This window comes from Microbacterium panaciterrae, from assembly GCF_039541635.1.
In the GTDB taxonomy this organism is placed as follows: Bacteria; Actinomycetota; Actinomycetes; order Actinomycetales; family Microbacteriaceae; genus Microbacterium; species Microbacterium panaciterrae.
In genome coordinates this window covers 100328-114421 of the sequence record NZ_BAABGP010000019.1, presented here as the reverse complement: position 1 = coordinate 114421, position 14094 = coordinate 100328, and the positions used below count along the sequence as shown (strand labels likewise).

Genomic DNA, 14094 nt, shown 5'->3' with positions numbered 1-14094 from the left:
GCCGGTCGCGGCCAGCAACCCGGTCACCGAGACCACCCCGTCCCGCAACACCGCACCGAGCGCCGAATACCGGGCGGGAAGCAGGTCACCCGTGGACAACTGGGTGTCCTGGTACACAGCGTCGCCGGCGGTCACATACCTCCGGGCCGTACGCACATCCACGCGAAGGGTCCGTCGCAGCAGTTCGGTCACATCCCGACACCCCGCCGCCGACGACACCCGTTCCGCGGACAGCCGACAATCCCGATCCTGAACCTGCCCGGTCACGGTGGTGAGCACCGCATCCACCCGCCGCTGCACCCGCCCCAGCACCTGCAACAACGACACCAGTTCCGCAGCCGTCGAATCCTCGAACTGGCGGCCCATCTCCACCGACCCGCACACACCCGCAAGCAGCCGCTCCAACTGCTCGAGGGTGTCCGTCGTGGTCGATGTCATACCCCCATTCAACCCGGGGCCACCGACATTCAAACCCCAGATCCCGATACATAACCGAACTGTGCAGAACTTCTCGAAAGTGCCACCTGTGCAGGACCAACGAGGCCCGGTTGAACACCCCTTCGACAAGCTCAGGGACCAGCGAACCTCACTACCGTCTGGTCCCTTCGACAAGCTCAGGGACCGGCGAGACCACATGCGCTCCGAGCCACTGCCGCACGCCGCGCGCGGCGGTGCGTCCGGCGCGGTTCGCACCGATCGTGCTCGCCGACGGACCGTAGCCGACGAGCTGGATCCGCGGATCCTTCACCGCCGTGGTCCCGCGTCCGTTCCGATCCAGCTGGATCCCGCCCAGCTCGCTGCGCAGGTGCAGCGGGGCGAGATGTCCGATCGCCGGTCGGAACCCGGTCGCCCAGAGGATCGCATCCACCCGCTCGAAGGATCCGTCGGCCCAGCGCACACCGTCGGGCTCGATCCGCTGGAACATCGGACGGCGCGCGTCGTAGACGCCGAGGCGTGCGGCCTCCTGCTCCTGCGGCCGCAGCATCAGGCCGGTCACGCTCACCACGCTCCGCGGGGCGAGGCCCTGCGCGACGCGCTGCTCGACGAGCGCCACCGCGGCGGCACCCGCCTCGGGCGTGAAGTCGTCCGTTCGCCACACCGGCGGGGTGCGAGTCGCCCACAGCACGTCGGTGATCGGTGCGAGCGCGCCCAGGAACTGCACGGCCGACGCGCCGCCGCCGACGACGAGCACCCGCTTGCCGCGGAAATGCTCGGGCCCGGGGTAGTCGACCGTGTGCAGCTGCTCCCCCAGGAACGTCTCCATGCCGGGGTAGTGCGGCAGGAACGGCTGCGTCCACGTGCCGGTGGCGTTGATCAGTGTGTGTGACCGCCAGGTCCGTTCACCGGCGTGCACGACGAGGATCCCGTCATCGTCCGTCACACGATCCACTTGCACCGGGCGGATCACCGGCAGGTCGTGCACGCGCTCGTAGTCAGCGAAGTACGACGGCACGGCGCGGTTCGCCCTCGCGGCGGTCCGCGGTGGAGGAACCGAACCGGGCAGCTCCGCGACGCCGTGCACGTCCTGCATGGTGAGCGCGTCCCAGCGGTGCTGCCAGGCGCCACCCGGCCTCTCGTCGGAGTCCAGGACCACGTGCCGGACACCGAGACGACGCAGGTGATACGAGCTCGAGAGACCGGCTTGGCCGGCGCCGATCACGATGCTGTCGAGGATGTCCACGGCGATCCCAACACTCGGGCACTAGCGGATGTTCCTGCGGACGCGGATCCTGAACGTCCGGAAGCGGACAATCACAGCCGCGACCTAGTATCACGTGCCTACGATCACGGCATGGGGACGGAGAACAGCAGGCGTGACCGTCGCAGCGGAACCGGAGACGCGCATCGGGACCGCGCGCGCCACCGCGGAGACGGCGACTACCGGCCGCCGTGGATCCTGCGCGAGTTCTTCGGCGCGCCGGTGTGGGCGATGATCGCACTGGGGGTGCTGATCATCGGCCTCGCTGTGCTCTACTTCATGCAGCACTGACCTTCGCACAGCCCTGACCTTCATGCAGCGCTGACGGCGCCCGGCAGTCCCAGGGCGCCAGACCGCACCTCTGTCATGGCACGACGGTCCGCGCCCCGTTCACGCTGATCGTGATCGACGAGGATCCCGCAGTCGCACTGCCGTGCCAAGCGGGATCGGGGGAATCCGGCACCGAGACCGGCGGCGCCGGCGTCCGTGACCCGCCTCCGGCAGTGAAGGTCGCGCCGAGGGCGGTGAGCTCACCACCCGCATTCGCGCCGGGGCCGACGGACACCGCGATCGTCACCCTCAGAGAGGCGATCGACGCCGGCGGCGCCTGCTCCACCGGCGGAACCGGATCCGGTGAGGACACGGGAACGGCGGTGCTGGGCGGCGGCGCCAGCGCAGGTGCCACGGGCGGAGGCGGAGGCGGCGTGGCCAGCGCCGGAGCGCTTGCCGCCGCGATGGGAGGCGCCGGCGGTGGCGTGTGCGCCGGCTGCAGGAGCAGGGCGCCGATGGTGGCTGCCGCGACGCCGCCGGCAGCGAGGCGGAGCACCATGCCCGTCCCTGCGGCGGTGACGACGGCGGCGGCCGCACTCCCCGAGCTGAGAGAAACCATCGGCACAGCGGTGCCGAGCGCTCCGAGCAGCGTGGCGGACAAAGCCGCGCCCCGCATCCTGCTCATCGACACCCGCATCCCCGCGAGCAGTTCGTCACAGGCGGCGCAGACGACGACGTGAGCCGCCACCTCGGCGGCGAGGGCCGGATTGCTCGGCTCCGCCAGGTGACGTGGCAGCAGCCGCGCCGCATGCGATGGATCCTCGCGCAGGGCAGCCGGCACCTGCCTCGCCAGCAACCCGACCTTCAGGCCGGAACGGGCGCGAAGCTGCAGCGCGGACACGGCGTTCGGGGTGATGCCGAGCTCGCGCGCGATGTCGGGGCGACCGGCCTCTGCGACCTCGGCCAGCCAGAGCACCCGCTGCCACCGCTCCGGCAATGCGCGGAACGCGGCGAGCACGTCGGCCGATTCCGCCTTCCGCTCGACCAGGGCGAGGCCGTCACGCGCGTCGACGGGCTCGAAGTCGTCCACGTCGACGATGTGCTCCGCGTCCTTGCGCCAGTGCAGCGCGGTGTTGCGGATGACCGCTCGCAGATAGGCACGGAACGCGGTGTCGGGTCCGTTGCCGCCCGTCGTCAGCTGCTGGAAGACGGCCAGGAAGGATTCGGACACGAGATCCTCCGCCCGGGAGGGGAACCTACGCCGCGCGAACCGGAGCCCGGCGTCGAAGTGTCGCTCCCACAGCACCCGGTAGGCGCCGTGATCGCCGCGTCGCACGGCCCCGAGCAGCTCCGCATCGGTGCGTGGATCTCTCATGCTTCCTCCCGCGAGTGTCGCCGCCTCGACGAGACTCACGGGCAGCACGCCTTTCTATCGTCGCATCCGTTTCACTCAGGGTCGTCGTCGAGTTCGCCGTCGAGGACGTCGAGGATGACCGCGAGCGACCACGCCGCCCCCAGTCGGACGGGGCGCGGCATGCGGATCTCCTCCTCGTCGGCGGGTCCCTCGTCGCTCACGCGCGCTCTCCTCACCTGTCGCGGAGCCTGTCAGCGTGGGCTCCACTGAGGGAGAGTGCGTTTTCGCGCAGAAGTGACGCGGAGCGAACCTGTGAATCCGCCCCTTTATGAGACCAGCGCGACCTCTCGCACGCCGCGAGTGAAGGATCGGCGGTACGCGGAGGGCGCGACCCCCACCTCGCGGGTGAAGTGGTGGCGGAACAGCGTGGCGCTGCCGAAACCGCAGGTCGCGGCGATGTCTTCGATCGAGGCGTCCGTCGTCTCCAGCGCCAGCTGCGCCTGCAGCACGCGCTGGGCGGTGAGCCACTGCATGGGCGTCACTCCGGTCTCGGCGACGAAGCGCCGCGCGAACGTACGGGTCGACATGTGCGCGCGCTGCGCGAGCGAAGCGACCGAGTGCGGCTCCGCGAGCCGGGCGTTCATGTGCGCCAGCACGTCCACGAGCGCGTCGCACTCCGCCTCCGGCACCGGCCGGCTGATGTACTGCCGCTGTCCGCCGTCGCGCTGCGGAGGAACGACCATGTTGCGGGCGATCACGTTCGCGATCCCGCTGCCGAGCTCGCGCCGCACCAGGTGCAGGCTCGCATCGATCCCCGCCGCGGTGCCCGCGCTGGTGATGAGGTTGCCGTCGTCGACGAAGAGCACGTCGGGGTCGATGCGCGCACTGGGATACCGGCGCTGCAGCTCCTCGGCGTAGCGCCAGTGCGTGGTGCACGGCCGCCCGTCGAGGAGCCCGGCTGCACCGAGCAGGAACGCGCCCGAGCAGGCGCTCAGCAGGATCGCACCGCGGTCCGCGGCCCGACGAAGGGCGTCGAGCAGTTCGACCGGATACTCCTCCTCCGAGCGCACGGCGAGCGCGGGCACCGCGATGACATCCGCGTGCTCCATCGCCTCCAGACCGTGCGCCGGGATGACCTGAGCGCCGACCTGCGTGGTCACCGGCCGCCCCGCCTCGAGCCCGCAGACCCGGAAGTCGAAGGCCGGAACGTCGGAGTACACACTGCGATCGAGGCCGAAGACCTCACTGAGAAGCCCGAACTCGAAGACGGCGAGCCCGTCGATGACGGGGAGCGTGACGCTGTGCAGCATGGCATCAGTGTACTGGCGGAATCTTTGCGAAGATAGTCCGTCTGCCATCTCGTGGCAGTAATTGACTGCTCATAACTTTAGAGAGATGACCGAGAGCATCGCATCCCCCACCCCCTTCCGCTCGCACGCGCACGTCCGCGCCATCCGGAAGAGCACCGATCGCGCCGTCGCGAAAAGGCCCGGGCGTGCCGCGCGCTTCGCCCTCTGGGCGTGGTTCCCGCGCGAGATCCTGCACCGCGGCGGGATCGCGACACGCGACACCGAGCGCGCCTATCGCGATCTGCAGACCGCCCAAGACCGCAGCGGCTGGTGATCAGGAGCGCCCATCAGCGCCGTGCGATGACAAGCTCGACCATGCTCGTGACGAGGTCAGGGTCGTTGATCTGCACGTAGTGGTCACTGCCGGTGGCGAAGACATGCGGAGTCTGGGGTTCCAGATCGACCAGCGCGTCCTGCACCTGCGGCCACACCCGCTCGAGGGTCTCCGTCAGGTCGGAGGGAACGCCCTCGGCGGTCGCGAACGGTGCGGTCTTGCTCAGCACGGCCAACGGCACGGCGGGCAGCGGCGGCGCCTGATCGATGGCAAGGATCGCGCCGTTGACGTCGACGGTCTCAAAGCCGGCCTTCGTGTCGAGTGCCGTGCCCGGCTGGTTGAGCAGTTCGATGTAGCGGTCCCACTGGCTGCCGAAGAGCTGCTCGATGGTGGTGCCGAACGCATCCACGAGCACCAGGCCCGCGACGTCCTTCGGATGCGTCTGGGCGAAGAGCCGGACGATCATGCCGCCGTAGGAGTGACCGACCAGCACGTACGGACCAGGAATCTTCGCGCTCGTCAGGAGCGCGTGCAGGTCGGACACCATGCTCGGCAGAGTTCTCGGCATCGGCACCGGCGTGCTTCGGGTGGTCAGCGCGGCCGGGTTCGCGTATCGGATCGTCCCCGGCCTGTCGTACATGCAGACGTGCGTGCGCTTTGCGAGCGCCGGAAAGACCGCGAGCGCCTTCGGCAATGGAGGCTTCGTCTCGGAGATCGCCCACGGGTCGGACGAGTCATGGATCCCGGACTCCAGCACGACCGTCGGGCTGCCCGTTCCGGCACATCTCAGATACAACCCACGACCATCGCCGATCGGGACCGTGCCGGCGAAGTCTCCGGAGACCGGCGTCTGCGCGGCCGGAGTCTTCCCGGCCGACTGAGAAGTGGTCGCTGCCGCCGTGCAGCCGGACAGCAGCGAGGCTGCGAGCACGACGCAGGCCAGCGTCCCGACCGAGAGCAGCCTGGCAGTCTTCACATCAGTCCCCTTGGTGAGGCATTCGTCCAGCCCCACTCGACGGTTGCCCCGTGCTACGGTCACCACATTAGCGACGGAACAGCTTCCGGCGCGATGGCGAGCACGCGGAACGGCGATCCGTACCCTGGGGTTGTTCGCCGGCGACAGCGGGTCGATGGGGCGGCGAAGACGACATGACCAGGATCCGAACCCGTCCCGCACGGCCTGCGCCGGACCGCATCCGAGGCGCCGGTGGTCTGGTGATCGCGGCGATGCTGGTGCTGTCCGGGTGCAGCGCCGGCTCCGCACCCGCCACGTCCAGCTCGTCCTCTGCGACGCCGGAGCTGAAAGTGCTGTCGCAGAAGATCCTCCAATCGACGCTTGCGACATCCGCGAAGAAGAACCTCGTGCCGGGCGCGTTCGCGGTGGTGACCACTCCGGACGGGACGGTGTCGGCCAGCTACGGCACCAGCGAACTCGGTGCGCACCGAGCACCCGAGGAATCCGATGTCTTCCGGATCGGATCCGTCACCAAGACCATGACCGCCGCCATCATCCTGCAGATGGTGGGCGAGAAGAAGCTGGCGCTCACCGACCCGATCTCCCGCTTCGTCCCCGCGGTGCCGAACGGGCAGAACATCACCATCGCCGATCTGTTGCAGATGCGCAGCGGCCTGCAGAACTATCTGGACACCGACGGGTTCGCGACGGTCTTCGACCAGGACATGACCCACCTGTGGACGCCGACGCAGCTGACGGATTTCGGCTTCGGCTACCCGGCAGTCTCCGCACCGAATACCGCGTTCGACTACTCGAACACGAACACGATCCTGCTGGGGATGGTGGCAGAGAGCCTCGACGGCACGTCGCTCGCCGACATCTTCCAGGCTCGGTTGTTCGGTCCGCTCGGCATGAAGGACACCCGCCTGCCGAGCGCGAGGACGACCGCGCTGCCGAGTCCGCTGATCCAGGGCTACCAGTACGGGATCTTCCCGATCAATCACCGCGCTCTTCTCCCCGCCGACCAGCAGGCCGCCGCTGCCGCCGGCACCCTGCAGCCCAACGTTGTGACCACGCAGAGCCCCTCCTGGTCATGGGCCGCCGGGGGCGTCATCTCGACCGCGCACGACCTGACGACGTGGGCGCACGCGCTGGGTGACAGCAAACTGCTGGGCGACACTGTCCATCGGGCGTGGCTCGACGATCTCAAGCCCATGGACGCGGCGAACCCGTACAACGGCCCGCAGTACGGCCTGGGCATCGAGCAGATCCGTTTCGGGTCGAACCGGATCTACCTGCACGAGGGCGAGCTGCCGGGATTCAACACGATCGTCGCCACCGACCCCGCGCACGGCATGACGCTCGTCATCTGGACCAACCTCGCGCTCTCACCGGACGGACAGCCCACGGCCAAAGCCGGCGCGCAGGTGCTGATCGACCAGCTCTACCGCACGAAGTTCGGCACGGCGGTGCTGCCGGTTACCACCGAAACCGGGAAGCCGGGGAGCTGAACCCTGGGCGGATCAGACCTGCGGCCGCAACGCGAAAATGAGAGCCCGGCCTATGGCCCAGCTCTCATTACGTGATATGGCTTACGAGTCACATTGGTGGACCTGAGGGGACTCGAACCCCTGACCCCCTGCATGCCATGCAGGTGCGCTACCAGCTGCGCCACAGGCCCTTCTGCTGCTCGCGGCCTCCCGCGACAACCCGTTCAGCTTACAACAACGTTTCCGCCGCGCGCGAATCCGGGCGCCCCATGACGGGCCCCCGGGCGTGTCCGGCCGAACTCACTCCAGGCCGACCCCGGACGGAAGGGCGGCGAACCCGTCACGGATCGCGGCGACGAGCTGGCGCACGGCCGTCGAGGGCCCGCGCGGGGATCCCTCGGCCAGGGTCGCCACGAGGATCGAACGCACGAACCTCGGGTCGTCGATGGGGCGCAGCACGATGCCCGGATGCGCCCCGCCGGTCGCGAAGCCGGGGACGAGACCCACCACCATGCGCGCCGCGATCATGCCGAGCATCACCTGGAAGTCGTCCGTGCGGATCGCGACCTTGAGCGTGTGCCCCTGCGCCTCGAACGCGTCGATCACGATCGTGTCCATCGGGTCGTCCGCGGCTGCGGCGAAGAGCCAGCGCTCATCGTGCAGAGAGAGCAGAGTGGGCACGTCGATCGACGACCGCGCAGCGAGCCGATGTCCCGTGGGAAGCGCGAGCAGCAGCGGGTCGCGATGAACCTCAACGGTCGCCACGTGCGGTCGGAACGGCAGCTCGTATCCGGGGACCGTGTACACGAGCGCCGCATCGAGCGCGCCGCGGTTGATCCGCTCCACGAGCGACGGCACCTCCTCGAGCACGGCGTCGACTTCGATCCCGAGATCGTTCACCCGCGCGACGACCGACGGCAGGATCTTCGCCGCGGCGGTCGGGAACGTGCCGAAGCGCAGCCGCACCCGCCCCATCTGCGTGAGCTCGCGGGCATCGCGGATCGCCCGCTCGCTGAGCGTCAGGATGTCCTGCGCCCGCTCCAGCAGCAGCATGCCGACGGGAGTGAGCCGGGATCCTCGCGGCGAGCGCAGCAGCACCGGGGATCCGACCAGCCGTTCGAGGTTCTTCAGGTGGTAGTCGACGGTCGGCTGCCCCCACCCGAGCCGACGTGCCGCGGCGGTGACCGAGCCCTCGGCGTGCACGGCTCTGAGCGCTTCGAACTGTCGCAGATCGGCCATGAGACACCAACCTCCTATGTCTGAAACACTCGGTTTGAGCACTGAGTCACATACAGGATATGTGGATCGGGTGAACTTCGGGGGATTCTCCCGCGGGCGAGCAAGCCTCACCATGGAGGCATGCTCTCCTCTGAGTCCCTCGCCATGGCCCCGTCCGCGCTCCCGGCGTCCGGATCCGCGCCCCGGGATCTCCGGCACTGGGAGACCCCGTACGCCGATGCCCTGGACCGCCACGTCGCGCGCGGGCCGATCCAGCTCATGGTCCCCGGCCATGGCGGCGACGGCCTCGGCCTCAGCGCTCGGCTCGCCGACTTCCTCGGAGAGCGCCCGCTCCGCCTCGACGTTCCGATGCTGCTCGACGACATCGACCTCGGCGAGAACTCCCCCCTCGATCGCGCCCTCGCTCTCGCGGCCGACGCCTGGGGCGCACGCCGCACCTGGTTCCTCACCGGCGGCGCCTCGCAGGCCAACCGGATCGCGGCGCTCGCGGTGCGCTCGCTCGGCACGGGCATCCTGTCCCAGCGCAGCGCGCACTCCAGCTTCAGCGACGGTGTGCTCACCGCCGGCCTCACCCCGTCATTCGTGCTGCCGTCGGTCGACACGCGGCACGGGATCGCGCACGGCGTCTCGCCGGCCGCGCTGGAGGAGGCGCTGATCGCGGCCGCCGCCGACGGGCACGCCGCGAGCGCGGTCTATGTCGTCTCCCCCAGCTACTTCGGAGCGGTCGCCGACGTGGCCGGCCTGGCCCGGGTCGCGCACGCCCACGGCGCCCCGCTCATCGTGGACGGGGCTTGGGGCCCGCATTTCGGCTTCCACCCCGACCTTCCGGACTCCCCTGCGCGGCTCGGCGCCGACCTCGTGGTCTCCAGCACGCACAAGCTCGCCGGATCCCTCACCCAGTCCGCGATGCTGCACCTCGGCCACGGCCCGTTCGCCGACCGGCTCGAGCCGCTGATCGAGCGCGCCGTCGCGATGACCGCGTCCACCTCTTCGTCCGCACTGCTGCAGGCGTCGCTCGACATCGCGCGGCACTCCCTGATGACGGGCGAGGAGCTGATCGGGAGGTCGATCGTCGCCGCGGAGTCTTTCCGCGCCGCGCTGCGTGAGGATCCCCGCTTCGCGGTCCTCAGCGACGGGTTCGGCGGCTTCGACGACATCGTCGCGGTCGACCCGCTGCGGGTCCCGATCGACGTGTCCGCCACCGGCGTCAGCGGGCACTGGCTGCGCCAGCACCTCATCGACCTCGACGGCATCTATTTCGAGATGTCGACGGCGACCTCGCTCGTCGCCCTGATCGGCGCGGGCAAGACTCCCGACCTGGATCGCGTGCTCCGCGCGCTGGTCGCGGCGGTCGAGTCTCCACAGGCGATCGCCGAGCGCTCGCTCGGCGACGCAGCCGGTTTCCCGGCGCTGCCCCCGTCCGGGCCCCTGCGTGTGCTCCCCCGCGACGCATTCTTCTCCGACACCGAACTCGTCCTCGCCGCGGACGCGGTAGGGCGCATCTCCGCGGACACCCTCGCGGCCTACCCGCCGGGGATCCCCAACGTGATCCCCGGCGAGGAGATCACGGCCCAGACCGTGGCCTTCCTGCAGGCCGTCGCCGCCTCCCCCAGCGGGTATGTGCGCGGCGCAGTCGACGCAGGCGTAGCGCAGTTCCGGGTGCTGAGAGAAGACTGAGCAGGATCCTGGCGCCGCACCGCGGCCCGGGTCGGAACGAAACCAATCGAAGGAGACTGGTATGTCTACCATCGCCCAGCAGCTGCTGCGCCGGAAACCGACGACCCCCGTCGACACCGGCGAGGTTCATCTGAAACGGAGCATCGGACTGTTCTCGCTGACGATGATCGGCGTCGGCGGCACCCTCGGCACCGGAATCTTCTTCATCCTGTCCCAGGCGGTGCCGGTCGCAGGTCCCGCCGTGATCTGGTCGTTCGTGATCGGCGGGATCGTCGCGGGGCTCACCGCGCTCTGCTACGCCGAGATGGCGGGCGCCGTCCCGGTGTCCGGATCGACCTACTCCTACGCCTATGCGACGCTCGGCGAGGGCACGGCCATGGCCGTGGGCGCTTGCCTCCTACTCGAGTACGGCGTCTCCACCGCCGCGGTCGCGGTGGGCTGGTCGCAGTACGTCAACCAGCTGCTGCAGAACCTGTTCGGCTGGCAGCTGCCCGTCCAGCTGTCTCAGGCACCCGAGCAGGGCGGCATCGTCAACATCCCCGCGGTGATCGTCATCGTGCTGTGCTCGCTGCTGCTGATCCGCGGCGCCCGCGAGTCGACGCTCGTCAACAGCATAATGGTGGTCGTGAAGATCGCGGTGGTCCTGTTCTTCTGCGCCGTGGCGTTCACGGGCTGGAACGCGGACCACTTCCAGAACTTCGCGCCCGCAGGCTTCGCCGGAGTCATCGGCGGCGCCGGCATCATCTTCTTCTCGTTCGTCGGGCTCGACGCGGTGTCCACGGCCGGTGACGAGGCGAAGAACCCGAAGCGCAACCTGCCGATCGCGATCATGTTCGCGCTCGGGATCATCATCACTCTCTACGTGCTGACCTGCCTCGCGGCTCTCGGCGCTCAGGCTCCGGCGAAGTTCGAGAATCAGGACGCCGGTCTCGCCGCCATCCTGCAGAACATCATCGGATCCACCTGGCCCGGCACGATCGTGGCCGCCGGTGCCATCATCTCGATCTTCTCGGTGACCCTCGTCGTGCTCTACGGTCAGACCCGGATCCTGTTCGCGATGTCGCGCGACGGGATGATCCCTGCGGTGTTCGCGAAGGTCAACCCGCGCACCATGACCCCGATCCCGAACACGATCATCGTGATGATCGCCACAAGCGTCCTCGCCGCCGTGATCCCGATCGATTTCCTCGCCGAGATGACCAGCATCGGCACGCTCGTCGCGTTCCTGGTCGTCTCCCTCGGCGTCATCATCCTGCGAGTCCGCGAGCCGGAGCTGGAGCGCGGCTTCCGGCTCCCCCTCGGCTGGACGATCCCGATCCTGTCGATCATCGGCTGCATCGCGATCATCACCCAGCTGCGCATCATCACGATCGTGGTGTTCCTGATCTGGACCGCCGTCTTCCTCGTCTTCTACTGGTTCTACGGACGCCGCCATTCCGCACTCGAGGTGGGCCACCCTGTCGTCGAGGCGAACGTGCCGTACACGACGAACGTCGGGCAGCCCAGCACGAGTGAGATCCGCCGGGCTGCGGCATCCCGCCGCAAGGCGGGCCGGCGATGAGCCTGCTCGTCGGGGTCGACCCCGCGCACCGCTCTGCGGCGGTGCTGCACCTGGCCGCGATGCTGGCCCGATCGGCGGGCACCGACCTGATCGTGGCGGCGGTCCTGCCCGGCACCTGGCCGATGGCGGCGGGCAGCGCGGACGCCGAATGGCGCCGTTATGCGAGGGACACCGCCAACCAGGTGCTCGATCATGCGGCCGCGGTGCTGGGCGACGCCGTCCCCGCCGAATACGTGCTGCACGAGGCTCCCTCGGCGCGCCGCGGGCTCGCCGAGCTCGCCGAGCGGAGCGACGTCGAACTGATCGTGGTGGGATCGTCGTCGGCCGGTCCCCTCGGGCGGATCGCGCTCGGGTCGGAGAGCGATGCGCTGCTGCGTGCGGCCCCGGTTCCCGTCGCGATCGCCCCGCGCGGCTTCCGGACCGCCCCGGGTGCGCGCGTGGTGCGCGTCACGGCCGCCTACCGCGGCACCGGCGAATCGGCCGACCTCGTGCTCGGCGCCGCCGAGGTCGCAGCGTCGGTGGGAGCCGACCTGCGCATCGCCTCCTTCGCGGTCGTGCCCCCGGTATCGGCCACCTCGGGCGCGGGTCTCGACGTCGAGCAGGGCATCGCCGACGAGTGGGCGGGCGACGTCGAACGCCAGGCGGCGCAGCTGCTGTCCACGGTGTCCTCCCGCTCGGACGCGCCGCGCATCGCCGGAGCCGTGATCGGCACCGGCGACTCGTGGGAGGCGGCGATGGACGACCTCGAGTGGGAGGCCGGGGAGGTGCTGGTGGTCGGCTCGAGCAGTCTCGGACCGGTGGCACGGGTCTTCCTCGGCTCGCACGCCGCCAAGGTCGTGCGGCACTCCCCCGTGCCCGTCGTCGTGGTCCCGCGCGGAGCCGCCACCCCGGGCCGCGGCTGAACAGTCGCCACATCTGAGCACGCACCGCAGAATCCGTCGTGAACGTTAGGATCCAGGCCATGCCTCACCCCCTTCTCGAACTCCTCCCCGCCGGCGCCGAGATCGACGACGACGGCACGCTGCGGATCGGGGGCTGCCGCGTCGATGACCTCGCCCGCGAGTTCGGCACCCCGGCGATCATCGTCGACGAGGAGTCGCTACGCGCGCGGGCCCGCGAGTACCGCACGGCGCTGACGTCCCGCTGGCCGCACGCACGTGTCGTGTTCGCGTCGAAGGCGTTCCCCGCGACCGCGGTGCAGCGCGTCATGGTCGAGGAGGGCATCGGGCTCGACGTCGCCGGCGGCGGCGAGATCCTCAGCGCCCTGCGCGCCGGCGTCGACCCGGCGCTGCTCGTCATGCACGGCAACGCCAAGACCACCGAGGAGCTGCGGATCGCCGTGGACGCGGGGCTGGGCCTGGTCGTGGTCGACAACGCGGACGACGTGGATCGGCTGGAGCGGCTCGTGCCGGAGGGGCGCCGGCAGGGCGTGCTGGTGCGGGTGATCCCGGAGGTGGAGTCGTCCACGCATCCGCACGTGCAGACCGGGCAGGTGGGGTCCAAGTTCGGGCTCACCGCAGCCGCCGCCCGCGCCCTCATCACCCGGATCGAGGCGAGCCCGCGGCTGGAGATGCGCGGGGTGCACGCGCACGTGGGATCGCAGGTCATGGATCCCGCCGAGCTCGCCGCCGCCGTGGCGCCGCTGGCCGCACTCGGCACCTTCCCCGTGTACGACCTCGGCGGCGGGCTCGGCGCCCGGTACACCTACGACGAGCACCCCGCCTCGGTGGACGCATACGTCGAGGCGCTGCTCGCCGCCGCGCGCGAGCACCTGCCGGCGGACGCCGAGCTGATCATCGAACCGGGTCGCAGCATGGTGAACGGCTCCGCGCTGACGCTGTACACGGTCACCACCGTGAAAAGGGACGCCAGGACGTTCGTGGCGGTCGACGGAGGCATGGGCGACAACCTCGAGGTGGCCCTGTTCCAGCAGCGCTACGAGGCCGCCCTCGCCACCCGCCTGGGCGAGGACGCCGTCGAGGACGTCGTCGTGGTCGGACGGCACTGCGAATCCGGCGACGTGCTCATCGATCCGCTGCGCTTGCCCGCCCCGCGGGTCGACGATCTGCTCGCGGTCGCCGCCACCGGCGCCTACACGCACACCATGGCGAACAACTACAACGGCTATCGTCGTCCGCCCGTGGTGTTCGTCCGGGACGGATCCGCGAAAGCCGTCATCCGCCGCGAGACCTGGGACGACCTGTTCGACCGCGACCTGTGAGCCCG

Annotated in this window: 13 protein-coding genes, 1 tRNA gene and 1 pseudogene; 7 read left to right on the top strand and 8 right to left on the bottom strand. The window is 69.9% G+C overall.

Translation table 11 applies throughout. From position 1 onward, the window contains the following. Nucleotides 1-438, bottom strand: a pseudogene (locus ABD882_RS14855) (hypothetical protein); the annotation flags it as partial. Nucleotides 439-589: 151 nt separating this feature from the next. Continuing rightward, nucleotides 590-1681, bottom strand: coding sequence for an NAD(P)-binding domain-containing protein (locus ABD882_RS14850; RefSeq protein ID WP_345188138.1), 1092 nt, complete (start codon nucleotides 1679-1681; stop codon nucleotides 590-592). 111 nt (nucleotides 1682-1792) lie between these two features. On the opposite strand from ABD882_RS14850, the gene ABD882_RS14845 reads away from it, so the two are divergent. Further along, nucleotides 1793-1990, top strand: coding sequence for a hypothetical protein (locus ABD882_RS14845; protein ID WP_345188137.1), 198 nt, complete (start codon nucleotides 1793-1795; stop codon nucleotides 1988-1990). A gap of 73 nt (nucleotides 1991-2063) precedes the next feature. Here ABD882_RS14845 and ABD882_RS14840 read toward each other — a convergent pair whose 3' ends face one another. The 3 genes from ABD882_RS14840 to ABD882_RS14830 all read right to left on the bottom strand — a co-directional run bounded on the left by ABD882_RS14840 (nucleotide 2064) and on the right by ABD882_RS14830 (nucleotide 4633). Next, nucleotides 2064-3344, bottom strand: coding sequence for an RNA polymerase sigma factor (locus ABD882_RS14840; RefSeq protein ID WP_345188136.1), 1281 nt, complete (start codon nucleotides 3342-3344; stop codon nucleotides 2064-2066). A gap of 71 nt (nucleotides 3345-3415) precedes the next feature. After that, on the bottom strand, nucleotides 3416-3544 hold the full coding sequence (locus ABD882_RS14835; protein WP_345188135.1) for a hypothetical protein: 129 nt from the start codon (nucleotides 3542-3544) through the stop codon (nucleotides 3416-3418). Nucleotides 3545-3649: 105 nt separating this feature from the next. Then, nucleotides 3650-4633 (bottom strand): helix-turn-helix domain-containing protein, encoded by a 984-nt coding sequence (locus ABD882_RS14830; protein WP_345188134.1) that lies wholly within the window; start codon nucleotides 4631-4633, stop codon nucleotides 3650-3652. An 85-nt stretch (nucleotides 4634-4718) separates the two neighbouring features. Here ABD882_RS14830 and ABD882_RS14825 point away from each other — a divergent pair, with 85 nt between their 5' ends. Beyond that, nucleotides 4719-4946 (top strand): hypothetical protein, encoded by a 228-nt coding sequence (locus ABD882_RS14825; RefSeq protein WP_345188132.1) that lies wholly within the window; start codon nucleotides 4719-4721, stop codon nucleotides 4944-4946. Nucleotides 4947-4959: 13 nt separating this feature from the next. On the opposite strand, the gene ABD882_RS14820 is transcribed toward ABD882_RS14825, so the two are convergent. Then, nucleotides 4960-5922, bottom strand: a complete 963-nt coding sequence (locus ABD882_RS14820) for an alpha/beta fold hydrolase (protein ID WP_345188131.1) — start codon at nucleotides 5920-5922, stop codon at nucleotides 4960-4962. A 173-nt stretch (nucleotides 5923-6095) separates the two neighbouring features. On the opposite strand from ABD882_RS14820, the gene ABD882_RS14815 reads away from it, so the two are divergent. After that, nucleotides 6096-7412, top strand: a complete 1317-nt coding sequence (locus tag ABD882_RS14815) for a serine hydrolase domain-containing protein (RefSeq protein ID WP_345188130.1) — start codon at nucleotides 6096-6098, stop codon at nucleotides 7410-7412. A gap of 94 nt (nucleotides 7413-7506) precedes the next feature. On the opposite strand, the gene ABD882_RS14810 is transcribed toward ABD882_RS14815, so the two are convergent. Together ABD882_RS14810 and ABD882_RS14805 are read right to left on the bottom strand one after the other, a co-directional pair. Further along, nucleotides 7507-7582 (bottom strand) — tRNA-Ala (locus ABD882_RS14810). Nucleotides 7583-7691: 109 nt separating this feature from the next. After that, complete coding sequence (locus ABD882_RS14805) at nucleotides 7692-8630, bottom strand: LysR family transcriptional regulator (protein WP_345188129.1); 939 nt, start codon at nucleotides 8628-8630, stop codon at nucleotides 7692-7694. 120 nt (nucleotides 8631-8750) lie between these two features. Here ABD882_RS14805 and ABD882_RS14800 point away from each other — a divergent pair, with 120 nt between their 5' ends. From ABD882_RS14800 to lysA, 4 genes are all read left to right on the top strand, one after another. After that, nucleotides 8751-10307 carry an aminotransferase class I/II-fold pyridoxal phosphate-dependent enzyme gene (locus ABD882_RS14800; protein ID WP_345188128.1) on the top strand — a complete coding sequence of 519 codons (1557 nt, stop codon included), beginning with the start codon at nucleotides 8751-8753 and terminating at the stop codon, nucleotides 10305-10307. 61 nt (nucleotides 10308-10368) lie between these two features. Further along, nucleotides 10369-11868, top strand: coding sequence for an amino acid permease (locus ABD882_RS14795; RefSeq protein WP_345188126.1), 1500 nt, complete (start codon nucleotides 10369-10371; stop codon nucleotides 11866-11868). Further along, the gene (locus ABD882_RS14790) at nucleotides 11865-12770 is read left to right on the top strand and encodes a universal stress protein (RefSeq protein ID WP_345188125.1); all 906 of its coding nucleotides are present in this window, start codon (nucleotides 11865-11867) and stop codon (nucleotides 12768-12770) included. Before ABD882_RS14795 ends, ABD882_RS14790 begins: the two co-directional genes overlap by 4 nt. Before the next feature lie 59 nt (nucleotides 12771-12829). Beyond that, a complete protein-coding gene (lysA, locus tag ABD882_RS14785; RefSeq protein WP_345188124.1) occupies nucleotides 12830-14089 on the top strand; it encodes a diaminopimelate decarboxylase in 1260 nt (419 codons plus the stop codon). Nucleotides 14090-14094 lie beyond the last annotated feature (5 nt).